The 22,323-nt window shown below is 76.9% G+C and carries 19 protein-coding genes; 8 read left to right on the top strand and 11 right to left on the bottom strand.

Features of this window, described 5'->3' with window-relative positions:
• Window positions 1–168 precede the first annotated feature (168 nt).
• On the bottom strand, window positions 169–633 hold the full coding sequence (locus ACIPW5_RS16120; RefSeq protein ID WP_401245064.1) for a Crp/Fnr family transcriptional regulator: 465 nt from the start codon (window positions 631–633) through the stop codon (window positions 169–171).
• A 303-nt stretch (window positions 634–936) separates the two neighbouring features.
• Window positions 937–1,239, bottom strand: coding sequence for a hypothetical protein (locus tag ACIPW5_RS16125; protein ID WP_401245066.1), 303 nt, complete (start codon window positions 1,237–1,239; stop codon window positions 937–939).
• A 242-nt stretch (window positions 1,240–1,481) separates the two neighbouring features.
• Between ACIPW5_RS16125 and ACIPW5_RS16130 the strand changes: the two genes are divergently transcribed.
• Window positions 1,482–3,392, top strand: coding sequence for a glycoside hydrolase family 5 protein (locus ACIPW5_RS16130; RefSeq protein ID WP_401245068.1), 1,911 nt, complete (start codon window positions 1,482–1,484; stop codon window positions 3,390–3,392).
• A 14-nt stretch (window positions 3,393–3,406) separates the two neighbouring features.
• Here ACIPW5_RS16130 and ACIPW5_RS16135 read toward each other — a convergent pair whose 3' ends face one another.
• On the bottom strand, window positions 3,407–4,069 hold the full coding sequence (locus ACIPW5_RS16135; protein ID WP_401245070.1) for an HAD family hydrolase: 663 nt from the start codon (window positions 4,067–4,069) through the stop codon (window positions 3,407–3,409).
• Between the two features lie 128 nt (window positions 4,070–4,197).
• Here ACIPW5_RS16135 and ACIPW5_RS16140 point away from each other — a divergent pair, with 128 nt between their 5' ends.
• Window positions 4,198–6,930, top strand: coding sequence for a DNRLRE domain-containing protein (locus tag ACIPW5_RS16140; RefSeq protein WP_401245072.1), 2,733 nt, complete (start codon window positions 4,198–4,200; stop codon window positions 6,928–6,930).
• A gap of 14 nt (window positions 6,931–6,944) precedes the next feature.
• Here ACIPW5_RS16140 and ACIPW5_RS16145 read toward each other — a convergent pair whose 3' ends face one another.
• On the bottom strand, window positions 6,945–7,262 hold the full coding sequence (locus ACIPW5_RS16145; RefSeq protein WP_401245074.1) for an ArsR/SmtB family transcription factor: 318 nt from the start codon (window positions 7,260–7,262) through the stop codon (window positions 6,945–6,947).
• 73 nt (window positions 7,263–7,335) lie between these two features.
• Here ACIPW5_RS16145 and ACIPW5_RS16150 point away from each other — a divergent pair, with 73 nt between their 5' ends.
• Window positions 7,336–9,330: a heavy metal translocating P-type ATPase gene (locus ACIPW5_RS16150; protein ID WP_401245076.1), complete on the top strand. Its 1,995-nt coding sequence runs from the start codon at window positions 7,336–7,338 to the stop codon at window positions 9,328–9,330.
• A 25-nt stretch (window positions 9,331–9,355) separates the two neighbouring features.
• Here the strand turns inward: ACIPW5_RS16150 and ACIPW5_RS16155 are convergent, their stop codons facing one another.
• Window positions 9,356–9,550: a hypothetical protein gene (locus ACIPW5_RS16155; RefSeq protein WP_401245078.1), complete on the bottom strand. Its 195-nt coding sequence runs from the start codon at window positions 9,548–9,550 to the stop codon at window positions 9,356–9,358.
• Between the two features lie 10 nt (window positions 9,551–9,560).
• A complete protein-coding gene (locus ACIPW5_RS16160; RefSeq protein ID WP_401245354.1) occupies window positions 9,561–10,028 on the bottom strand; it encodes a hypothetical protein in 468 nt (155 codons plus the stop codon).
• A 92-nt stretch (window positions 10,029–10,120) separates the two neighbouring features.
• Here ACIPW5_RS16160 and ACIPW5_RS16165 point away from each other — a divergent pair, with 92 nt between their 5' ends.
• Window positions 10,121–10,444, top strand: coding sequence for a hypothetical protein (locus tag ACIPW5_RS16165; RefSeq protein WP_401245080.1), 324 nt, complete (start codon window positions 10,121–10,123; stop codon window positions 10,442–10,444).
• On the opposite strand, the gene ACIPW5_RS16170 is transcribed toward ACIPW5_RS16165, so the two are convergent.
• Both ACIPW5_RS16170 and ACIPW5_RS16175 read right to left on the bottom strand, forming a co-directional pair.
• Window positions 10,413–11,246 (bottom strand): MerR family transcriptional regulator, encoded by an 834-nt coding sequence (locus tag ACIPW5_RS16170; protein WP_401245082.1) that lies wholly within the window; start codon window positions 11,244–11,246, stop codon window positions 10,413–10,415. The two genes, ACIPW5_RS16165 and ACIPW5_RS16170, sit on opposite strands and share 32 nt — an antisense overlap.
• Window positions 11,247–11,310: 64 nt before the next feature.
• Window positions 11,311–11,781, bottom strand: coding sequence for a hypothetical protein (locus ACIPW5_RS16175; protein ID WP_401245084.1), 471 nt, complete (start codon window positions 11,779–11,781; stop codon window positions 11,311–11,313).
• A gap of 394 nt (window positions 11,782–12,175) precedes the next feature.
• Between ACIPW5_RS16175 and ACIPW5_RS16180 the strand changes: the two genes are divergently transcribed.
• Together ACIPW5_RS16180 and ACIPW5_RS16185 are read left to right on the top strand one after the other, a co-directional pair.
• Window positions 12,176–13,441, top strand: coding sequence for an MFS transporter (locus ACIPW5_RS16180; protein ID WP_401245356.1), 1,266 nt, complete (start codon window positions 12,176–12,178; stop codon window positions 13,439–13,441).
• A gap of 217 nt (window positions 13,442–13,658) precedes the next feature.
• Window positions 13,659–14,444: a peptidoglycan-binding protein gene (locus ACIPW5_RS16185; RefSeq protein ID WP_401245086.1), complete on the top strand. Its 786-nt coding sequence runs from the start codon at window positions 13,659–13,661 to the stop codon at window positions 14,442–14,444.
• Window positions 14,445–14,480: 36 nt separating this feature from the next.
• Here the strand turns inward: ACIPW5_RS16185 and ACIPW5_RS16190 are convergent, their stop codons facing one another.
• A complete protein-coding gene (locus ACIPW5_RS16190) occupies window positions 14,481–15,224 on the bottom strand; it encodes an SDR family NAD(P)-dependent oxidoreductase (protein WP_401245088.1) in 744 nt (247 codons plus the stop codon).
• Between the two features lie 138 nt (window positions 15,225–15,362).
• Here ACIPW5_RS16190 and ACIPW5_RS16195 point away from each other — a divergent pair, with 138 nt between their 5' ends.
• A complete protein-coding gene (locus ACIPW5_RS16195) occupies window positions 15,363–16,439 on the top strand; it encodes an RNA ligase (ATP) (protein ID WP_401245090.1) in 1,077 nt (358 codons plus the stop codon).
• Between the two features lie 169 nt (window positions 16,440–16,608).
• Complete coding sequence (locus tag ACIPW5_RS16200; protein ID WP_401245358.1) at window positions 16,609–17,526, top strand: NADP-dependent oxidoreductase; 918 nt, start codon at window positions 16,609–16,611, stop codon at window positions 17,524–17,526.
• Window positions 17,527–17,544: 18 nt separating this feature from the next.
• On the opposite strand, the gene ACIPW5_RS16205 is transcribed toward ACIPW5_RS16200, so the two are convergent.
• Together ACIPW5_RS16205 and ACIPW5_RS16210 are read right to left on the bottom strand one after the other, a co-directional pair.
• Complete coding sequence (locus ACIPW5_RS16205; RefSeq protein WP_401245092.1) at window positions 17,545–20,376, bottom strand: poly(A) polymerase; 2,832 nt, start codon at window positions 20,374–20,376, stop codon at window positions 17,545–17,547.
• Window positions 20,376–22,118: an RNA ligase family protein gene (locus tag ACIPW5_RS16210; protein ID WP_401245094.1), complete on the bottom strand. Its 1,743-nt coding sequence runs from the start codon at window positions 22,116–22,118 to the stop codon at window positions 20,376–20,378. Before ACIPW5_RS16210 ends, ACIPW5_RS16205 begins: the two co-directional genes overlap by 1 nt.
• Between the last annotated feature and the right edge of the window lie 205 nt (window positions 22,119–22,323).

Below are 22,323 nucleotides of genomic sequence, written 5' to 3' on the forward strand. Positions count from 1 at the left end.
CCGATGCGGAGCGGGAACGCCCGTTCGTACCGCCATTTCTCGTCACCGATCGTGAGCGCATGAGTGCAGTCCGCAGCCGCCTCGTCCGTGCCGGGCCGCCGTGACCTGTGCGGGAGGGATTCCGGGAAACGGCCGAACACGCCTCCCCGGAAGGTTTGGGGCGTGTCCTCAGCGGCCCGCCCCCGCCCGCGGGGAGTACAGGTCGAGGAGCCGGGTGCGGGTCTGCTGGAGCCGGACGGCGAGGACCCGTCCGACCCAGTGCCCGATCGCGGAGCCGAAGGCGGGGTCGGCGTCCATCAGCATCCGGACGGCGGCCCCGTCGAACTCGTAGGCGCGCACGGGGGTCATGGCCTCGGCGCTCAGCTGCCACACGTACGGCGGGAACAGCCACGACCAGCCGACGAGCTCCCCGGGGCCCAGGCTTTCGACGGGCGCGGGGGAGCGGCGGCCGGGCAGCGGGACCTCCAGGGTGACCGTGCCGGAGCGCACGATCCAGAAGGTCCGCGCCGGTCCGCCCTCGTCGAAGAGCCGCGCGCCCTCGGGGAAGTTGACCTCAAGGGCGTGCGACATCAGCCGGCCGCGGTGCTCGGCCGACAGGACGGCGGCGATCCTGATGGGGGAAGGTGTGCTCACGACGGCCTCCGATCACGACCCCCCACAAGCCTCTGGTCTCCCCAGTGTCGCCGACCCGGGCCCGGATCCGGGCATGCCGGAGTGCGGGAACGGTCAGTCGCCCGCCGCCCACCCAGGGTGGCGGGGCGGCGGGCCGGGGTGTCCCGGAACGTCGCCCGTCCGAGGGCGGAAGAAACCCTTCCGCCGGAGGCGGGCACCCGGCCGTGTCCGGCGGATCAGGCCGGACCGGCCTGCGGCCGGGGCGCACCTCCCCGCGGCAGCCGGAGGAGCGCCACCGGCCCGGCATGATCCGGAAGAGACCCCCTAGTCCTCCGCGTTGGCCTCCAGGCAGGCCAGCTCCATCGCGTCGAGCACCGCCTCGTGGCTGCGGCCGCTCAGCTCGGCGACGTTCTCGATCTGCGCCGTCGCCCAGGCAGCCAGCGTCATGACCAGCACCCGCAGCCCGTCCGTGCCGTGGTCGTCGAGGATCGCGTCGGCGACCGTCATGGCGTCCTCCGGCACCTGCTCCGGCGGCTCCAGTCCGGCGAGCCCGCGCAGCATCGCCAGGGTGCGGCGGGAGATCTCCGGCGTGATCCTCGCCAGCCGCATGTCCTCGTCGTCGTCCATCAGCCCCGCCCTCCCGTTGCCGGCCCTGCCCCTCAGGGCACGGTAGAGGCGCAAGGCCGCGCGCGGGGCGTTTTCGGCGGGGCGAACGCGCGGACGGGGATGGCCCGCGCGCGCCGGAATTGACGCCTCCGCAGGCGGGGGATCCACCGGGCCGGCCCGTGTGCCTTCCGCCTGGTGCGACCGGCCGGTAACTTGTCCGCCGCAGCCGCCCGGAGCGGGCGGCCGGAGCGGGCGGGAGCGACATGAAGAGCCTCGTACGGGTGCTGCTGAGCGTGCTGATCCTGGCGGGCGGAGCCCTGCCGGCCGCCGCCGTCCCCGCCGCGCCCCCGCCCGGGCCGGCCGCCCCGGCGGCCGACACCTCCTGGGCGCCCCCGCTCTCCACCCGGGGCCGCTACATCGTCGACGCCCGCGGCGAGCGCTTCCGGTTGCGCTCCGGCAACTGGGACGGCGCCCAGGGCTCCTGGAACGGCTCCGGCGACCGCACCGACCCCGCCACCCACCACAGCGGTCAGGACGCGCACGGCATCCCGCTCGGCCTCGACCGGGTCCCGGTCCCCACCCTGCTCGCGGACTTCCGGGCCCTCGGGCTCAACAGCATCCGGCTGCCCTTCTCCAACGAGATGCTGCACACCACCACCCCCGTTCCGGACGCGGCCGTCGCCGCCAACCCGGCCCTGCGGGGCCGCACCCCGCTCCAGGTGTTCGACGCCGTCGTGGCCGCGCTGACCGACGCCGGGTTCGCCGTCATCCTCAACAACCACACCGGCACCACCCGCTGGTGCTGCGGCCTCGACGGCAACGAACGCTGGAACAGCGGCCGTTCCACCGCCCAGTGGGCCGACGACTGGGTGTCCGTCGCCCGCCGCTACCGGGACAACCCGCGCGTGGTCGGGGCCGACCTCTACAACGAGGTCCGACGCGACACCTGGGACGACCCCAACTGGGGCCTCGGCGACGGCCACGACTGGCAGGCCGCCTCCCAAGAGGCCGCCGACCGGATCCTCACCGAGGCCAACCCGGACCTGCTCGTCGTCGTCGAGGGCATCAACTGGACCGGCATCCCCCTCGACGGGTTCCCCCACGAGCGGCCCACCCTCACCCCGGTGCGCACCCTCTCGCACACCCTGGCCGTCTCCGGCAAGCTGGTGTACTCGGCCCACTTCTACGGGTACACCGGCCCCCGCCACAGCGGCGCGACCGGCCTCGGCGAGACCCACGACCCGCGCTACCAGGACATGAGCCGGGCCCAGCTCGAACAGACCCTCTACGACCAGGCCTTCTTCGTCTCCGCCGAGACCGGCACCCACTTCACCGCCCCCGTCTGGATCAGCGAGTTCGGCATCGGAGCGGACGAGACGGGCACCGCGCCGCGCGCCTGGTTCCAGAACCTCACCAGGTACCTGACCGCCTCCGACGCCGACTTCGCCTACTGGCCGCTCGTCGGCTGGAGCACCACCGCCCAGGGCGCCCCGGGCGGCGACAGCTGGGCGCTGCTGCGCTACGACTCCGCCGGCCGGCGCACCGGAGTCCTCGACACCGCCGACTGGCGCACCACCCCCTGGACCGCCCTGGCCACCACTCCCGGCCGCAGCGGGCCCGTCCCCGCCACCCCGGCCTGGTACCAGCTCAGCACCGACCACCGGGACCACAACGCCTCCCTGCGCACCCGGGCGGCCGGGGACTGGGACGCCGGTGCCCGCAAGGCCGTCTGCCCGGACGGCGCTCGGCTGGCCGGCCTCGGCCACACCGGCGGGCGCGGCCTGTGCAGCACCTCGGACCTCCGGGCCCCGGAGGGCGGCCACACCGTGGTCCGCGACGAGGCGTACGTACCGCCCGGCGGGGACTGGGCCACCGGCTACACGAAACTCCAGTGCCCGGCGCAGCAGTTCCTGATCGGGTACAGCCTGCGCGGCGAGCGCGTCTCGGCGGCCCTGTGCGCCCCGGCCCGGACCGCCCTCCCGGCGGGCGCCGGCCGGACCGTCTGGTTCGACCGGGGCGACAACCGCCCGGCCGGAGCGGGCGGCGGCGACTTCGCCCGGGGCCACTACAAGGGGCAGTGCGCGTCCTCCGAGTACGCGGCGGGCATCGCCTTCACCACCAGGGTCGGCTCGCGCCCCTCACCGGCGGCCCTGCTGTGCCGCCCGCTGCCCTGAGGGCCGCGGGCGGCTCAGGCCATGCCCTCCAGCAGCGCGGGGAGCTCGCCCATGTCGGTGAAGACCACCGTGCCCGGCCCCGCGAGCGCGGCCGCCGGGGTGAGCCCGCCCGCGTAGCCGAGCGAGCGCATGCCGGCCGCGCGCGCGGCCCGGACCCCCGGGACGCTGTCCTCGACCACCACGCACGCCGCCGGTTCGACGCCCATCCGCCGGGCCGCGTAGAGGAAGACGTCCGGGGCGGGCTTGCCCCGCGGCACCTCGGTGGCGCTGTGGATGCGGCCGGCGAAACGCTCGTACAGACCCGTGCGGCCGAGGGTGTGCCGCATCTTCTCGTGGGAGCCGCTGGAGGCGACGCAGGTCGCCAGGGAGATCCGGTCGAGGGCCTCGGGCAGCCCCTCGACCGGCCGGAGCCCCGCGTCCACCGCCTCGGCGTGCAGCACGGCGAAGCGCTCGTCCCACTCCCGGGCGGTCTCGTCCCCCAGCCGGGCCGCGATCTGCTCCCGCACGGACGCGGCGGAGCGGCCCACGAAGCGTTCGACGACCTCGGCCTCGGTCATCGGCCAGCCCAGCTCGGCACCGAGGGCCACCTGCACGCGGGCCGCCAGGGGCTCGCTGTCGACGAGCACTCCGTCGCAGTCGAATATCACCAGGCGGACGGGTTCAGTTGAAACGATCATGGGGGCAGCGTAGGCGACGGCCCGGCCACACCCGGGGCGTTCGGCAACCGATGGGTCAAGTGTGGTGACCGGCACGGAGATCCGCCCTAGGGTGCGCCCGTACGGACGTACGAAGAACTGGGGGGTCCATGCGCAGATCCAAGGTCCTGGCGGCCGCTCTCGCCCTGTCACTGGCCGGCGCCGGCGGGGTCGTCGGCCTCGGCCTCGCCCCGGAGGCGGCGGCCGTCACCCCGCCCGTGGCCTTCACCGCCGACCCACTGCCCACCTGGCAGCCCAACGGGGTCGTCTGGGCCCTGGCCGAAGCGGGCGGCACCGTCTTCGCCGGCGGCACCTTCTCCGCCGTGCGCCCGCCCGCCGGGGCGGGCGGCGCCGAACGCCAGGCGGTCAACTTCGCCGCGTTCGACGCGGCGACCGGCGCCCCCACCTCGTGCGAGCTGTCCTTCACCGTCGCCTCCGGCACCGCCACCGTCCGGGCGCTGACCGTCTCGCCGGACCGGAAGACCCTGTACGCGGGGGGCTACTTCGGGGCCGTCAACGGCACCCCGGTCTCCAGCATCGCGGCGGTGGACGTGGCTACCTGCACCGTGAAGACGTCCTTCCGGCCCTCCTTCGCGGCCACCGTACGGGCCATCGCCGTCACCGGCGACACCGTCTACGCGGGCGGCGACTTCCTCACCGTCGGGGGGCAGCCGCGGCAGCGCTTCGCCGCCGTCGCCACCGCCGACGGCGCGCTGCGGCCCTTCCGGGCCGACGCGGACGAGCCGGGCCGCGCCGTCGAGGTCACCCCGGACGGGAAGAACGTCCTGCTCGGCGGCGACTTCTTCACGCTGAACGGGACGGACACGCACGCGCTGGCCGTCGTCGACGCCGCCAGCGGCGCCCTCACCAGGTCCTACCCCGGCTTCATCGAGACCAACTCGGTGGTCAAGGACATCGCCACCGACGCGACGGGCTTCTACACCGCCAACGAGGGCACCGGCGGAGGGGTCTTCGACGGCCGCATCGCCCTCGACCTGGCCGGCTTCGGACAGCGCTGGCGCGACACCTGCCTCGGCGCCACCCAAGCCGTCCTGCCCTACCGGAACGTGCTCTACAGCGCCTCGCACGCGCACGACTGCTCCGGCGTCGGCGAGTTCCCCGACGGGCAGCGCCACCACCTGCTGGGGCAGCCGACCACGGGCACCGGCAAGCTGGGCTGGTCCCCCGACACCAACGACGGCATCGGAGAGGGCATCGGCCCGCGCGTGCTGGCCGTCGGCACCAAGGCGGGCGTCCCCCACCTGTGGGTCGGCGGGGAGTTCACCACCGTCAACGGGGCGGCGCAGCAGAGCCTGACGCGCTTCTCCTCGACGAACGACACGGGCGCGCCCACGGTTCCCCTCGCGAGCGCCGCGGCGTTCGGGCCGGGCGGGGTCCAGGTGCGCTGGCGCACCAGCCTCGACCTGGACGACAGCGCGCTTACCTACCGGATCCACCGCAACGGCTCCGCCACCCCGGTCGGGACGGTGACCGCCGACTCCCTCTTCTTCAAGCGGCCGCAGGCCTCCTGGACGGACACCACGGCCCAGGCCGGCCAGACGTACACGTACCGGGTCACGGCCACCGACGCGGCGGGCAACACCAGCGCCCCGTCGGCCCCGGCGAGCGTGACGGTACCGGTCTCGGCCGAGGCCTACCCGAGCCGGGTCCGCGCGGACGGCGCCCAGCTGTACTGGCGCTACGACGACCCGGTCACGCCCTACGCCGCGGACTCCTCGGCCGCCGGGAACGAGGCGGGCGTGCACCAGGGCGGCGCGGCCCTGCGCCAGTCGCCGGGCGCGGTGGGCGGCGCGAGCACCGCGATCGGCTTCAACGGCACGGACGCGCACGTGTACGGTGACCGCCGGCAGACCGTGGGCAGCGCCTACAGCATCGAGACCTGGTTCAGGACGGGCACCACGCGGGGCGGCAAGCTCGTCGGCTTCGGCAGTCAGCAGACGGGCGGCAGCAGCCGGTACGACAAGCACGTCTACATGACCAACGACGGCCGGCTGGTCTACGGCGTCTACACCGGAGCCACCCGCACCATCACCACCCCCGCCGCCTACAACGACGACAGGTGGCACCACGTCGTCGCCACCCAGGGCCCCGGGGGGATGGCCCTGTACGTGGACGGCGTGCAGCAGGGCACCCTGGCCGTCACCACCCACGAGGACTTCGCGGGCTACTGGCGCACCGGCTTCGACGGCCTCGGCGGCTGGCCGGACCGTCCGGACAGCGAGCACTGGGCGGGCCGGCTGGACGAGACCGCCGTCTACCCCCGCGTCCTGAGCGCGGCGCAGGTGCGGGACCACTTCACCCTGGCCTCCGCCCCGGCGGACCAGGTCGTCACGCTCACCGCGGCCGAGGACACGTACGCCAACGCGGGCGCCCCGGCCTCGAACTACGGGACCTCCGGCTCCCTCGCCGTGCGCGGCACCCCGCTGTACACGAGCTACCTGCGCTTCGACCTGCCCGCCGCACCGGCCGGGAAGGTCCTCAAGGCGGCCGCGCTGAGCCTGAAGACCAGCACCATGGCCGGCGCCGGCACCGCCGACACCGTCTCGGTCGTCCCCGTCACCGGGTCCTGGTCGGAGGGCGGCACCACCTACAACAACCGTCCGGGCACGGGTGCCCCGGTGCTGGGGAGCTTCCCCGGGATCCCGGACGGCACGGCGGTCCACACCGCGGGGCTGGACGCGGCCGCCGTCGCGGGCGCCCTGGGCGGCTCCTACGGCCTGGCACTGACCGGCAGCGGGACCGACGCCCTGTGGCTGTGGTCCTCCGAGGCCGCCGCGAACGAGGGGACGCCCCAGCTGCGGCTGACCTTCGGGGCCCCGTAGCCGGAGGGCACCGGTTAGGCCCGGCGTCCGTGGTGGACGTGCTCCAGCACCTGCCGCAGCAGGGCGGTGACGTGCTCGTCGTGCAGCTCGTAGACCACGCTGCGCCCGTCGCGCCGGCCGGCCACCAGGTCGAGGTGGCGCAGCAGGCGCAGGTGGTTGGAGACGGTGGGCTGGCCGAGGCCGAGGGCCTCGGCCAGCTCCCCGACGGAGCAGGGCGCCTGCAGCAGCCGGGCCAGGATGCGGATCCGGGCGGGTGAGGCGAGGCCCTGCATGACCTCGGCGACCGCCGCCGCGTCGGGCTCGGTGAGCGTGGGTTCCACGGCTGGTTCCATGGGGGCCAGCTTAGATCCGCAGATCAGGACGTACACACGTCTACATATTTCGATGTCCTGATATATTGATGTCATGAACGACGTGATGCGTGACGTCATGCGCGGCGTGGCGAAGAAGGCCGGAGAGCGCGCGGAGCTGGTCAGCGCCCTGCTCGCCCTCACCGTCTACCTCACCGGACTGACCCTCCAGCTGACCGGCAACGGCGGCCCCGCCGCCCAGGCGCTCTTCGTGGCCGCCTACGTCTTCGGCGGGTTCTTCACCCTCCGCGAAGCCGTCGCCACCCTGCGCGAGGGCCGCTTCCAGGTCGACTTCCTGATGCTCGTCGCCGCGGCCGGAGCCGCCGCGATCGGCCGCTGGGAGGAGGGCGCCGTCCTCCTGGTCCTCTTCAGCCTCGGCCACGCCCTGGAGGAGTACGCCATGGGCCGCGCCCGGCGCTCCATCGAGGCCCTGGGCGCCCTCGCACCCCGTACCGCCCTCGTCCGGCGCGGCACCGCGGACCCCGTCGAGGTGCCCGTCGAGGAGCTGGCCGTCGGTGACACCGTCCTGGTCCGCCCGCACACCCGGGTTCCGGCCGACGGATTCGTCGCCGCCGGGAGCAGCAGCGTCGACCAGTCGCCGATCACCGGCGAGAGCGTCCCCGCCGACAAGACCCCGGTGGCCGACCCCGCCGCCGCCCTCGCCGACCCCGCCGGCGCCGACCCGGGCAGCCGCGTCTACGCCGGCACCGTCAACGGCTCCGGCTCCCTCGACGTCGTCGTCACCCGGCTCGCCGCCGACAACACCCTCGCCCGCGTGGTCCGGATGGTCCAGGACGCCGAGGAGCGCACCTCGCCCACCCAGCGGTTCACCGACCGCTTCCAGAAGGTCTTCGTCCCCGGGGTCCTCGTCCTCGTCGCCGCCCTGCTGGGCTTCGGCGCCCTCACCGGCGAGCCCTTCACCGACACCTTCTACCGCGCCATGGCCGTCCTCGTCGCCGCCAGCCCGTGCGCCCTCGCCATCGCCACCCCGGCCGCCGTCCTCAGCGCCGTCGGCCGCGCCGCCCGCGGCGGCGTGCTGGTCAAGGGCGGGGCGCCGCTGGAGGAGTTCGGCCGCCTGAGCACCCTCGCCTTCGACAAGACCGGCACCCTCACCGAGGGCCGCCCCCGCCTCACCGAGGCCCTGGCCGCCGACGGAGCCGGCCGCGAGGAACTGCTGCGCACCGCCCTCGCCACCCAGCGCCTCAGCGACCACCCCCTCGCCCAGGCCGTCGTACGGGACGCCCCGGCCCTGCTGGCGGACGCCCCCGCCGGGGCCGGGGCACCCGAGGCCGTCAACCTCCGCGCCGTCATCGGCCGCGGGGTCAGCGCCGAACTCGACGGCGAGGCCGTCCACATCGGCAGCCTCTCCTACGCCGACACCCTCACCGGCCCGCCCGTACCGCCCGCCCTGCGCGAGCGCACGGAGGAACTGGCCCGGACCGGCCGCACCACGATGCTCGTCCGCCGGGGCGACCGCTGGCTCGGCACCCTGGGCCTGATGGACGCCCCCCGCCCCGAGGCCGCCGAGACGGTCGCCGCCCTGCGCGCGCTCGGGGTGACCCGGACCGTGATGCTCTCCGGGGACGACCAGCGGGTGGCCGACGCCGTGGCCCGCGAGGTCGGCATGGACGAGGCCCTCGGCGGTCTGATGCCGCAGGACAAGGTCACCGAGGTGGCCCGGCTGCGCCGCACCGGCCGTACGGCCATGATCGGCGACGGGGTCAACGACGCCCCCGCCATGGCCGGCGCCACCGTCGGAGTGGCCATGGGCGCGGCCGGCTCGGCGGTGGCCCTGGAGACGGCCGACATCGCCCTGATGTCCGACGACCTCCGCCGCCTCCCCTTCATCACCGGCCTCAGCCGCCGCGCGAGCCGCATCATCCGGCAGAACCTGTGGCTGAGCCTGGGCATCGTCGCCGTGCTCGTCCCGGCCACCGCGCTCGGCCTGGGCATCGGCCCGGCCGTCCTGGTCCACGAGGGATCCACCCTGGTCGTCGTCGCCAACGCGCTGCGCCTGCTGCGCCACCGGGACCCCGTCGCCGGCCGCTGACGGCACCCCCGCGGGCCTCCGCCGGTCAGGCGGAGGCCCGCCGGCGTCCGCGCCGGACGTCCCGCACGAGGGCGAGGACCGCGCCCAGCAGGAGCGACGCACCCGCCGCGACCCACAGCGGCGACCCGCCGGCCCGGTGGTCGCGCAGGGCTCCGGCGAGCAGCAGGGCACAGGCGAGGACCCCGAGGGCCGAGATCGCGGTGCTGACGTGGCGGTTCATGGCGGCATTGTCACCGACGGCCCCCGGCGGTGCTCCCGCCGGGGGCCCCGACCTCCAGGAAGCGGCGGCCGCGGGGGCCGCGGTAGAGGAGGCACTCCCAGCCGTGGCGTTCCAGTTCGGCCGCACAGGCCTTCAGGCGCTCCTGCTCCTCCCCGGCGGCGCCGCCGCCCGGCGCCCCGGTCCAGGTGACCTCCGCCCCTTCCGCGCCGGCCGCCACCCGGTACCCGGTCCGGGTGCGCCGGCCCCCGGCGTCCACCGCCGACGGCGGGAAACCGGCGGCCTCCAGGACGAGGGCCACCGCGCGCGGCACCAGCCGCAGCTCCCACGGGGCCGGGTCGGCGACGCCCCCGGCCAGCAGCCGGCGGATCGCCAGCAGCCCCTCGTACGCCGTGCGCACCTCGGCCGCCCTCCCCGCCCCGGACGGCTCCGGCCCGTCACCGGTCGCGGGCTCGAAGCCCCCTCCCCGGGGTTCCGCCACCACCGCGCCCTCCACCGTCTGAGTACCCCGCGTCCGACGGACTGAGTATCCGCCCCGATCCCCGGCGGGGCCCCCGCTGCTGGAATGACGGCATGGACACCTCGGCACCCGCAACCCCCCGCCCGCGCCTCGGGCACGTGAGCGCCGCCGGCTCGGCGCTCGCGGTCGCGCTGGTCCCGCTCGTCGTCGGCGTGCTGATCGCCAAGGGCGTCGCCGCCGACCCGCACGCCCCCGTCAACGCCCTGATCACCGGCGGCGGCCAGCGCGCCGGGCTGCCCGGCGCCGAGTGGAGCCGGCGCGGGCACGGCGCGGTGCGCCGGCTGCGGACGGCCCGCCGCGGCACCGCCCGGCGCTGCGCGGCCGTCCGCGACCGCGGCCGCGCCCTCAGGAGGCCAGCGGCTCCTGGAGCTCGGTGACCCACTGGTCCGGGTCCTCCGGGCAGGCCAGGGTCAGTTCACGGGCGTGGCCCGCCGAGCGGTGGCCGTTCGCGTCGATCCACCGGGCCAGGGCCTGCGCCACCGGCAGTACGCCGTCCATCGCGCCCCGGTGCACCACGGTCGCCGCCCGCTCGACCCCGGGCAGTTCGACGATCCGCACCCCGGCCCCGAGGTGCTCGGCGAGGACCGCCGACGCCACCGGGAGCCCGGCGTGCACCAGGACCGCTCCGGGCTCGCCGCCCGGAGCCTCCTCGTAGTAGGCCAGGCCCGGACCGGTCGGAACGACCCCGGCGGCTTCGATCCGGCGGCACAGGTCCTCGTACAACGGGCCGATGACCGGCCCGATGTCCTGCGGGGCGAAGCTCGCGGCGACCCCGGACAGTTCGGCCAGCCTTACCGGCGGCAGGCTCTTCACGACGATCTCGTCCATGGGCATGATTCCCTCGCTCTCGATGGTCCGGAGCCTCGTCTCGACCTGGACCAGGCGGGCCGCCGCCTCTGCGGCGGCGGTCTCCAGTTCCGCCCGGCGCAGCCGCAGCATCCCGCGCAGCTCCTCCGTGCCGACCTTCTCGTCGAGCACCGCCCCCACCTGTTCCAGGCTGAAGCCGAGCTCCTTGAGGGCGATGACGCGGTTGAGGCGGGCCAACTGGCCGGCCTCGTACGAGCGGTACCCGGTCACGGGGTCCACACGTGCCGGGCGCAGCAGTCCGAGCGCGTCGTAGTGACGCAGCATGCGGACCGACACCCGGCCGTGTTTGGCGAAGTCTCCGATGGTGAACATGACGTCTCCCAGTGCACGGCCTGACACGGTGTGAGGGTCAAGTCTGCACCGTCCCCGGGCGCGGTCAGCGGCCGTACTGGCGCACGCACAGGTCCACGATCGACGGCGGGACCGCCCCCTCCGCCGCCTCGCACAGCTCCTCGCCGCGCGGTACCCGCGGCGCCCGCGGGGCGGGCGGGGCGGGGGGCCGCGCGCGCCGGGGCGCGACGGGCTTCACCGGCCGCTGCGCGGGCGGCCGGGCCCGGCGGACGGGCGGCGGCACCCGCGGCGCCGGCTCCGGGGCCGCGGGTGCCGCCGCCCCGGGCTCCGGGAGCTCGCCCAGCGGCAGCGCGGGCTCCGGCGGCGGACCGTGGGCGTGGCGCGCGGCGGTGGCGTCCGGGGAGCCGGGGGCCTCGGGGGTGTCCGGCGCGTCCACGGGCGGTACGGAGCCCCGTGCCGGGCCCGGGCCGCCGGACTCGGGGCCCACGGACACGCAGCCGGCGCTCGCGAGGAGCGCGAGGAGGGAGAGGGGCAGGGCGGCCCGGCGTAACTGCATCCCCCCACCATGCCGTAGTCCGGGGCCGCGCGGACCCGGGGTCTCACGCGTCCGGGTGACGGGGGAAGCGGGGCCGGGTGGAGCGGTGAACGGGGCCGGGTGTTGCCGAATCGATCCTTCGGGGGGCGGCCGGAAACGCCCCCGGCGGTCGCAGAATGGGCGGGAACGCGAGCGGCACGGCAGGGCAGTGCGGGCGACGGGGGAGGCGCGACCCCCGGGGTCCGGTGCAGCCGCGCCCCTCACCCCGGACCCCGTCCGGGCCCGACCGACCGCCCGCCTGCCGTACGGAGTGCCGAGCATGACCGAACCCGCCGCGTCCAGCGTTCCCGAACCCACCCCGGCCTCGCCCCCGACACCCGCCCCCGGGCGCGGAGCCCTGCGGGGATGGGCGGCCGTGGCCGCCGTCTCCCTGGGCATCTTCTGCCTGATCACCTCCGAACTGCTGCCCATCGGGCTGCTCACCCCCGTCGGCGCCGCGCTCGGGGTCTCCGACGGCACCGCGGGGCTGATGGTCACCGTCCCCGGGCTCGTCGCCGGCTTCTGCGCGCCCCTCGTCACCGTCGGCGCCGCCCGGACGGACCGGCGGCACGTGCTCTGCGCGCTGACCGCCCTGATGGCCGCCGCCAACCTCGCCGCCGCCTTCGCCCCCGACTTCACTGTGGTCCTGGCCGCCCGGCTGCTCGTCGGCATCAGCGTCGGCGGCTTCTGGGCCATCGCGGGCGGGCTCGCCGCCCGGCTGGTCCCCGCGCACCACGTCGGCCGGGCCACGGCCCTGATCTTCGGCGGCGTCCCGACCGCCTCCGTGCTCGGCGTCCCCGCCGGCACCCTCCTCGGCGAACTCGGCGGCTGGCGCACCGCCTTCGGTGCCGTCGGCGTCCTCGGGGCCCTCACCGCCGCCGCCCTGCTCCTGCTGCTCCCCCCGCTGCCCCCGTCAGGGCCCGTCACCTTCCGCGAACTGCCTGCCCTGCTGCGCCGCAACCGCGGGGTGCGGGCCGGAGTCGTCGTCACCTTCCTGGTGGTGACCGGCCAGTTCGCCGCCTACACCTTCGTGCGGCCCGTCCTGCGGGACGTCTCCGGCGTCGGTTCCGGCCAGGTCAGCACCCTGCTCCTCGGCTACGGCCTCGCCGGGGTCGCGGGCAACTTCCTGGCCGGGCCGCGCGAGGCCCGGCGCACCCTGCTCGCCGTCAGCGCCACCCTCACCGCCGTACTGGCGCTGATCGCCGTCGTGCCCGGAGCAGCCGCCGGGACCGTGCTGCTGCTGGTCTGGGGCCTGTTCTACGGCGGGGTCTCCGTCAGCCTCCAGCGCTGGATGCTCCAGGCCGCGCCACGGGCCGCCGAGGCCGCCTCCTCCCTGATGGTGGCCATGTTCAACTTCGCCATCGCCGCGGGCGCCCTCGCCGGCGGACTGGCGGTGGACGGGGTCTCCGTGCCGGCCGCCCCGCTCACCGGCGCCGCCCTGATGCTGGCGGCCGCCGTGACGGTGGCGGTCACCTCCCGCACCGCCCGCCGGGAACGCGACCGGGACCCCTCCGGCGGGGTCCCGGACCACCGGCCGGCCGGCTCCGCCCCGTCGGCCGCCCCCGCCCCTTCCGCCTCTCCGGTCGCCGACCCGACGCCGGAGCAGAAAGGATGGATCGGGCGGAACGGACACCCGGCTTGACGAAGCGGGCGCGGACGGAAAGAGTCCGCTCAAGAGCCACCGAACGAGCCGCACTTCGGAGAAATTCCACATGCCGATATCCGCCCGCGCCCCGCTGACCCTGCCGGCTCCGGGGGCGGGCACGGCCCTCGTCGCCCGGCGGCGCAGGGCCTGACCGGCTGGAGGGGGGCCGGTTCCGCACCGCCGCACCGGCCCCCGTCCGCGCCCGGAGACAACCGTGTCCCCACACCCCGATGAGAACGGGCCCGAGCCCGGAGACCGCCACTTCGTACGCCCCTACGTCGCCGCCCCCGAGGGGCCGTCCGGCCCGGCGTACCCGGCCTGGCCGTCCGAGCCGCCCTTCCCGGGGCCGGACTTCCCGGAGCAGGCCTTCCCGGAGCCGACCGCGGAGACGACGCAGCCCCTGCCGGCCGTGCCGCCCGCGCCCGTGCCCCCGGCCGGACCGGCTGCCGGTGCGCCCGCGTACGCGTACCCGTACGAGCCCGCCCCCGATCGGCGGCGGAGCCGCCTGCCGGTGGCCGCCCTCGCACTGCTGGCGCTCGCCGGGGCGGGCACGCTGGCGTTGCTGACGAGCGGGCCCGAACCGGAGCCCCCGCAGGCCTCGGCCCGCCCCGACCTGGCCCTGCCCGCACTGCCCGCCCGCAGTCCGGGCGCCGGGGACGCCGAGATCCGCAACCAGGCGGCCACCGCGAAGCCCTCGGCCGCCGCCACCCGGTCCCCCTCCGCGCCCCCGTCCTCGGCGAAGCCCGCCACGGGCCCGGCGACCCCGGACAAGCCCGCGAAGCAGCCGGGCTCCTCCGGGACGCTGCGCCCGGGGGACAAGGGGGCCGAGGTCAGCGCCCTCCAGGAGCGGCTGTACGGGCAGGGGTTCACGTACGTACGGGTGACCGGGGTCTACGACGGGCAGACCAAGCGCGGCGTCGCGCAGCTCCAGCGGGACCGGGACATCAAGGGCGACCCGAGCGGTGTCTACGGCCCGGCCACCCGGGCGGCCTTCGGCTGAGCCGCCCGGCGGGGGAGCGGTCCGGACCCGTCCGGGTCACCGCCCGCCGGCCACCCGCAGCACCGTCCCCGTCGTGTAGGAGGCGTCCTCGGACAGCAGCCAGGCGACGGCCCCCGCGATCTCCTCCGGCTGCCCGGGGCGCCCCAGGGGGATCCCCGGGGCCGCCTTCGCGGGCCGGTCGGGGTCGCCCATCGCCGCGTGCATGCCGGTCTCCACGATGCCCGGCGCGACCCCGTTGACCCGGATGCGGTCCGGGCCGAGCTCCTTCGACAGGCCCAGGGTGAGCGCGTCGACGGCCGCCTTCGTGGCGGCGTAGTGGACGTAGTCCCCGGGGCTGCCCAGCGTCGCGGCGGCCGAGGAGACGTTCACGATGGCCCCGCCGCCCGCCCCCGCCATGTCCCGGGCGGCCCGCCGGCAGCAGAGCAGGTACCCGAGCAGGTTCACCTCCACCACCCGGCGCAGGTCCTCGGTCCGGGCGTCGGCGAGCCGGCCCAGCGGGCCGGTCACCCCGGCGTTGTTCACCAGCCCGGTGACCGGGCCCAGTTCCGCCCGGGCGGTGTCGAACAGGCGCTCCACCGCCTCCTCCTGCGCGGTGTCGCCGCGCACCGTCACGCACCGCGCGCCCGCCGCCCGTACGCGCTCCGCGGTGGCCTCCGCGGCCTCCTCGTCGCGCACGTAGCCGAGCACCAGGTCGTGCCCCTCGGCCGCGAGGCGCACGCACGTCGCCGCGCCGATCCCGCGGCTGCCTCCGGTGACGACCGTGATCCGGCGCCGTGACATGCCAACCTCCCTACGGGGAACGGCCGGTGCCGCTCGCGCGGCGCAGGCTAACACCCCGGAATCCGCTGGACCAGCGGAAATGGCGCAGCCGAGAGTGGCCGGGAACTGCACACCCGTCCCGAGTCCCAGGAGGCGCCGATGTCCACCCTGCGTGTCACCGTCGAAGAGCTGACCGTCCACGACCACCCGAACGCCGACGCCCTGGAGCTGGCCCAGGTGGGCCTGTACCGCGCCGTCGTCGCCAAGGGCGCCTACCGCACCGGCGACCTGGCCCTCTACATACCCGAACAGGCGGTCCTCCCGGCCCCGTTGATCGAGGAGCTGGGACTGACGGGGAGGCTGGCCGGAAGCGCCAGGGACCGGGTCAAGGCGGTCCGGCTGCGCGGCGAGCTCTCGCAGGGCCTGGTCTGCCGGCCCCGGGCCCTGGACGGCGTGGACCTGCACCTCGCGGCCAAGGAGGGCACCGACTTCGCGGAGGCCCTGGGCATCGTCAAATGGTCGCCGCCCGTCCCCACGACGATGGCCGGCGAGGTCGAGGCGGCCCCCGACCTGCTGCCCTGGGTGGACATCGAGAACCTCCAGCGCTACCCGGGGATCTTCGAGGAGGGGGAGCCCGTCGTCCTGACGGAGAAGCTCCACGGCACGGCCTGCCTGCTGACCTGGGTGGCCGGGGAGGGGCGGGTCCTGGTCTCCTCCAAGGGGGTCGGCGCCAAGGGGCTGGCCCTCAAGGAGGAGGAGCGCAACGTCTACTGGCGCGCGGTGCGCGGGCACGGCGTGGCGCAGGCCGCGGCCCGGCTGGCCGAACGGCTCGGCGCGAGCCGCGTCGGCGTCTTCGGCGAGGTCTACGGGGCCGGGGTGCAGGACCTGGCGTACGGGGTCGCGGCCGCGACGGCCGACGCCCCGCCCGGATACGCCGTCTTCGACGTGTCCGCCGAGATCGACGGCCGGGTGCACTGGCTGGACCCCGGGGAGGTGTTCCCCGACGGCGAACTCCCGCTGGTGCCGCGGCTCTTCGAGGGCCCGTACGCCCTGGACGCGGTACTGGAGCTGGCCAGCGGCCGGGAGACCGTGTCCGGGCGGGGCCTGCACCTGCGCGAGGGGGTCGTCATCCGGCCCGCGGCCGAGCGGTACAGCCCCGTGACCGGCGGGCGGGCCATCGCCAAGGCGGTCAGCCCGGCCTACCTGACGCGCAAGGGCGGCACCGAGTACGAGTGACCCGGCCCCGCCCGGCCCCGCACGGTCCCGCAACGCCGCCCGGCCCGGCCGGGCGGCGTTGCGGTCAGCGGCGGGGGCGCCCTTCCGTGATGGGATGGAGAAGGGGCGATTTCCACCGGTTCGGGTCGACGGAGAGGCCGCATCCATGTCGCAGGACACCGAAGGCACCATGCGGGCCATGGCGTACGGGGCGTACGGCGGGACGGAGGTGCTCGCCGAGACCCGGCTGCCCGTGCCCAAGGTCGCCCCCGGCGAGGTCCTCGTCCGGGTGCGCTGCGCGGGGGTCAACCCCGTCGACTGGAAGATCATGGCCGGCGGCCTCGACGGCCTCATGGACACCGTGTTCCCCGTCGTCCCGGGCTGGGACGTGGCTGGGACCGTCGAGCGCGTGGGCATCGACGCCCCCGAGTTCGCGGTGGGTGACGAGGTCATGGGGTACGCCCGCAAGGACTGGGTGCACGGCGGTACCTTCGCCGAGTTCGTCAGCGTCCCCGTGCGCTGCCTCGCGGTCAAACCCGTCTCGCTCGACTGGCGGCAGGCGGCGGGCCTGCCGCTGGCCGGCCTCACCGCCCACCAGCTGCTCACCCGCCTCGGCACCGGCGGGGCCGACACGGTCCTCGTCCACGGGGCGGCGGGCGGCGTCGGCTCCCTCGGCGTCCAGATCGCCCGCTCCCTCGGCGCCCGGGTCATCGGCACCGCCTCCCCGCGCAACCACGACCGGCTGCGCGGCCTCGGGTGCGAACCGGTGGCCTACGGGGACGGCCTGACGGAACGCGTCCGCGCCCTCGCCCCCGACGGCGTCACCGTGGTCGCCGACTTCGTCGGGGGCGTCCTCGACGTCACCCGCGCCGTCCTCGCCGAGGGCGGCCGGCACGCCTCCATCGCCGACCACACGGTCCTGGGGGCCGGCGGCCAGTGGATCTGGGTCCGCCCCGACCCCGCGGACCTCGCGGCGCTGGGCCGCCTCGCCGACGAGGGCCGCCTGGAGGTCACGGTCGCCGAGACCTTCCCCCTCGCCGAACTCGCGGCGGCCTTCGCCCTCAACCAGGAGGGCCACACCGCGGGCAAGATCGTCATCGAGGTGTGAGGACCGGGCGGGCAGCCCTCAGGGCAGGTCCGGGACCTCGCCCGACGCCGCCCACGCGACCTCCACCCCCGGCAGGGCCGCCGCCCAGGGCCCGGCCAGGGCCGACAGGGCGGCGGCGTCCGGCGGGGTCGGGCCCAGGCCCACCGCGAAGCGGGCCAGGGTGGCGGTCCGCTCGAACGGGCGGGGCCAGGCGTGCGCGTCCGGGAGCCCGGCCAGCAGGGCCCGCATCCGGCCCCGCGCCCGGCCCAGCCGCTCCTCGAACTCCCCGGCCGCACCGGCCCGTACGGTCACCACCGCCCATGCCGCGTGCCGCCGGTGCAGCGGCGGCGACGCCGTCACCCGGCCGAGGTCCTCCGGATTCCCCTCCAGCGCCTCCCACGCCCGGTACAGCTCCCGGACCAGCAGGTCCCGCATCCCGGGCCCCACCTGCGCGGTGCAGCTCCGCACCGGCGCGGCCGGGGTCAGGACCGAGACCGGGTCCGCGGAGCGCCCCGCCCCGTCCGACGGGAGCAGGGACACCGGCTCGCTCCAGTCCCAGGCGGCCCACGTCCCGAAGAACTCCCGCCGCAGCGCGGCGGGGGAGCGGTCCACGGCCTCCCGGACCGTCCGCGCCGCGAGGACCGCCCAGGCGAGCCCCGGCAGCCCCCCGAAGGGCGCCGAGTCCAGCCCGCGGGCCCGCGCCCAGGCCTTGACCTCCCGCGCCAGCCCGGCGAAGGCGGCCCGCTCGGCGCCCACGGACTCCCGTACCGCGTCGGCGTCGTCGAGCGCGCTCAGCGCCACCGCCGCCGCTTCGCCCAGCTCCGCCCGCCGGGCCAGGGCCCGCGCCGGGTCCAGCGCCCCGGCCCCGACCAGCACCAGGTCCACCGCCAGCCCGGACGCGTGCAGCCGCAGCCCCGGCACCCGGGCGCCCCTCACCTCCCGCAGCCGCCGCGCCTGCGGCAGTGCGGCCGCCACCCGCGCCCGCACCCCGGCGGCGTCCGCCGGGCCGGGCAGTACGGCCACCAGGTCCAGATCGGCCCCCGGCAGTGCGCAGCCCATGCGGCGCGAACCCGCCGTGCGCACCAGCGCTCCGGGAAGCGCCGCCGCGATCCGCGCAGCCACCTCCTCGGCGGCACCCGGCACTTCGGCGGGCGCCGCCGGAGCCTCCGGCCGGGGCAGCCGCACCGCGCCGGTCCCCAGCTCCACCACCGCCCGCACCCGCATCGGCCCGTCCCCGCGCCGCGACAGCACCGCCAGCTCCCCGACCCGGGCCGTGCGCCCGCCCGGCCCGAGCCGCCCGGCGAACTCCCGCTCCGCCCGCCGCGGGTCCGCGCTGCGGCCCAGCGTCAGGTGCGGGGTCCAGCCCTCCGCGCGCCCCCGGCAGCCCGGGAACCGGTCGGCCAGGGCACGGCGCAGCTCCTGCCAGGGCGCGTCACCGCCGGGGCCCGCCGCCGGGTCCAGCCAGAGCGTGGCGTCGTCCCGGTGCCCGAAGGAGTGCACCCCCGCCAGCCGGGCGGTGAACGGCGCGGTGCCCGCCGCGGCCTCCGCCAGCAGGGGCAGGGCCTCCCCGAAGGAGGACTCCGGCACGAAGCCGAAGAGCAGGTTCACGTGCGCCGGCCAGCGGCCCTCCGCCGGGTCGTGCGCCCGGCGCAGCTCCCCGACCACCGGGTCCTCCGGGGCCAGCCACGCCACGGCCGTCCGGGCCGTCGCCGGCACCCCGCACCGCACGGCCCCCGCCTCCGCCGCGGCGTCCGGGGCCGGGCACTCCACGGTGGCCTCCACCCCGAAGTGGTCGGAGACGAACAGCCCGTCGGGCCCCGGCACGTGCCCGCGCAGCCGCGCCGACCGCACCCGGGCGCCGGCCGGGGGGCGCAGCAGGATCCGGTCCAGCCGGGCCGCCCGCCCCGTCAGCGAGCCCACCGCCGCCAGCGGGTTGGCCACCGGGTCGAAGGTCGGGGTGTCGTCCGCCGGCCCGTGCACCTCGGTCCACGCGTCCCGCAGCCCCAGCGCGGCGGCCGGTCCCGCGGCCCCGGAGCGGCCGTCGTTGAAGTCGCCGAGCAGCGCGACCGGGGCGTCGGTCCCGCCCAGTCCCTCGGCGAGGCGTGCGAGTTCCTCCGTCCGCCGGCCGGCCCCGTTCTCGGTGTGGTCGCTGGTCAGGTGCGTCGCGGCGACGACCAGCGGGCCGCCCGCGGTGTCCACGGTGACGGCGGTGACCGCCTTGTGCGGGCGCAGCGCGTGCAGCCCCGCCTCCCGCACGGGCAGCCGGCTGAGCAGCAGCAGCCCGTGGTCCGCCACGTCCGTCCCCCGCGGATCGGTGCCCAGGGCGTAGCGGTCCCGCACCCACGGCTCGGCCAGCAGCATGGCGAGCAGCGCCGGTTCGACCTCCTGGAGGGCGATCACGTCGGCGTCGGCCACCGCCAGGTCCGCCAGGAGCATCGGCCTGCGCCGGGCGGTGGCGATGCGCGGGGCGTCGTACCGGTCCCACAGGGTGTTCCAGGTCAGCAGCCGCACGCTCGCCGGAGGGTGCGCGGCCGGCCCGGCCTGCACGGGCCGCCAGCCGCCCGCCGCCGGGTCCCAGGCGTGCGGGGTCCGGGCGGTGAAGAACGGGGCGCCCAGCCTCCGCTGCTCCCGCACCCGCCCGGCGTGCGTGGAGTCGATCCGGTCGACGCCGGTGGCCCGGTCCCACACCAGCTCCCCGTCGGCCTCGACGAACAGCACCCGGTGCCAGGGGATGTCGCCCCCGGGCACGAAGGAGGGCAGCGGTACCCGCTTGGGCGCGGCCCCGCGCTGGAGCAGGCCGAGGGTGAACCGCGCCGGGTCGAACCGGGGGTCCCAGCGGACCTGGTGGTAGAGCTGCTCGCTGGTGCGCATCAGACGTCGTCCCCCTCGTCGGCGTCCCGGAGGGAGCCCGTCGTGTCCTCGACCGTGCCGGCCGCCCCGACGTACCGGGTGCGGTGCGCCCCGCCGGGGTACGGCGGGCTGAACCGCCGCAGCTGCGCGGCCAGCACGGCCTCCGGTACGGGATGCGGGCGCACGGCGTTGCGCCGGACCAGCTCCGCCTCGCCGACCAGCGCCACCACCCGGGTGACCAGCGCGTCCCGGCGCCGCGCGACCGCGCCGGCCAGGCCGCGCTGCTGCTCCGTCAGGGAGGTGGCGTCCCACACCACCGTGCCCCCGGCGGCCAGGGCCCGGTCCAGCCGTTCCAGGCCCTCGCGCAGCACCTCCGGATTGGCGCGCTGGTCGGCGCGGGAACCCCGGGCCTCGCGCAGGTCGTCGAGGGAGACGTACGCGTCCACCCCGGGCAGGTTCCGCGCGTAGGTGCTCTTCCCGCTGCCCGAGGGCCCGCACAGCTGGACCAGGCGGGGGTACGCCGACCCGTCGCGCCAGCGCCAGGTGGCGGCCACCGCCTCCTCGGCCGTGGTGAGCGAACCCCGCCCGAACGCCTCGCGGGCCTCGGCCCAGCAGCGGTCGGCGGCGTCCGCGTCCAGCCCGTCGAGGGCCCCGCGCAGCCCGGCCCGCAGCCCGCCGAGCGGGTCCGGGCCGAGCAGGCCGGCCTCCTCGGCGCACAGCGCCGACCACTCGGCGCACTCCAGCTCCCCGGCCGTCGCCGGGAGCCCCGCGGCCAGCGCGTGCAGCACCCCGAGGTCGGCGGCCGCGGCCATCCGCACCAGCCCGGCCCGCCGCTCCTCCTCCGGGAACGGCCGCCGCAGCGCCGGGTACAGCCCGACCAGGTCGGCCACGCGGCGCGCCGCCCGCATCCCGAGCGGTCCCGCGGCGAGCCGCGCCCCGAGGGCGGCCCGGGGCTCCCGGTGCAGGGCGGCGGCCAGGACGCCGGCCAGCCGGGCCTCCCCGGTGCGGCCGGCGCCGTCGAGCCGGGCGGTGACCTCGGCGACGGCCCGCTCCGCGACCGCGTCGGCCGGTTCCGGTGTCCCGAGCGCGGCGAGCAGTCCGTCCGGGTCCGGTGCGGAGCCGGAGCGGACCGCCCACAGCGCAGCGGCCGGGCCGAGCCCGTTGGGCACGACGGGTGCGTACATCCAGTGCGTGTCGGTCTGCACGTGCCCGCCCCGCACCCACTTGGCCACGTACCGCCCGAAGTCCGCGCGGTCGAAGCCGGCCGTCGTGCGCACGACGTAGCCCTCCTGGCGGGCGGTGTCGATCCGCAGCCGGCGCAGGGCCCGCTCGTCGTAGACCCCGCGCCACAGGACGCGGGGTGCGGGGACGCCGAGCCGGCCGAGGAAGCGCAGCGTGCGGTCCCAGTCGAGGCAGTGGTCGCCGTCCCACACCGAGAACCCGTAGAACCAGCTGTCGAGTTCCCCGTAGGCGAGCGAGTGGCGGGCGTAGAGGTTCTCCCCGCACACCCGCCAGCCGGCGGGTATCCGCGCGCCGATGCGGCCCTGGAGGGCCTTGACCCAGGCGCGGGAGGGGTGGTGGGCGGAGTCGAGGGAGCGGGCGTGCAGTCCGTCCGCGTACAGGGTGGTGTTCTCCCCGTCGAGCTTCTCGGTGACCACCACCTCGCGCCCGGCCAGCGCCGACGTACCGCCGGCGCGCACGTCGTCCGACGTGGCCCCGGGGGACCACGGCAGGTGTGCGGTGCGGGGGTAGTGCGTGCGCATGACGGGCTCCGGCTCGGGTGACGGGGTGCCAGGTCACTCTAGGTATCCGGGGCCCGGGCCTCCACCGGATTTGGCCGCGCTCAGGTCGTCGTGCGCCGCCCCCCCCCCCCCCCCCCCGGGCGGGGGGGGGGGGGCGGGGGCGGCCCCCCCCCCCCCCCGCCGGGCGGCGGGCCTCCCGGCACCGCCCGCGCGACGAGACGGGGGC

This window comes from Streptomyces sp. NPDC090077, from assembly GCF_044747545.1.
Taxonomy (GTDB): Bacteria; Actinomycetota; Actinomycetes; order Streptomycetales; family Streptomycetaceae; genus Streptomyces.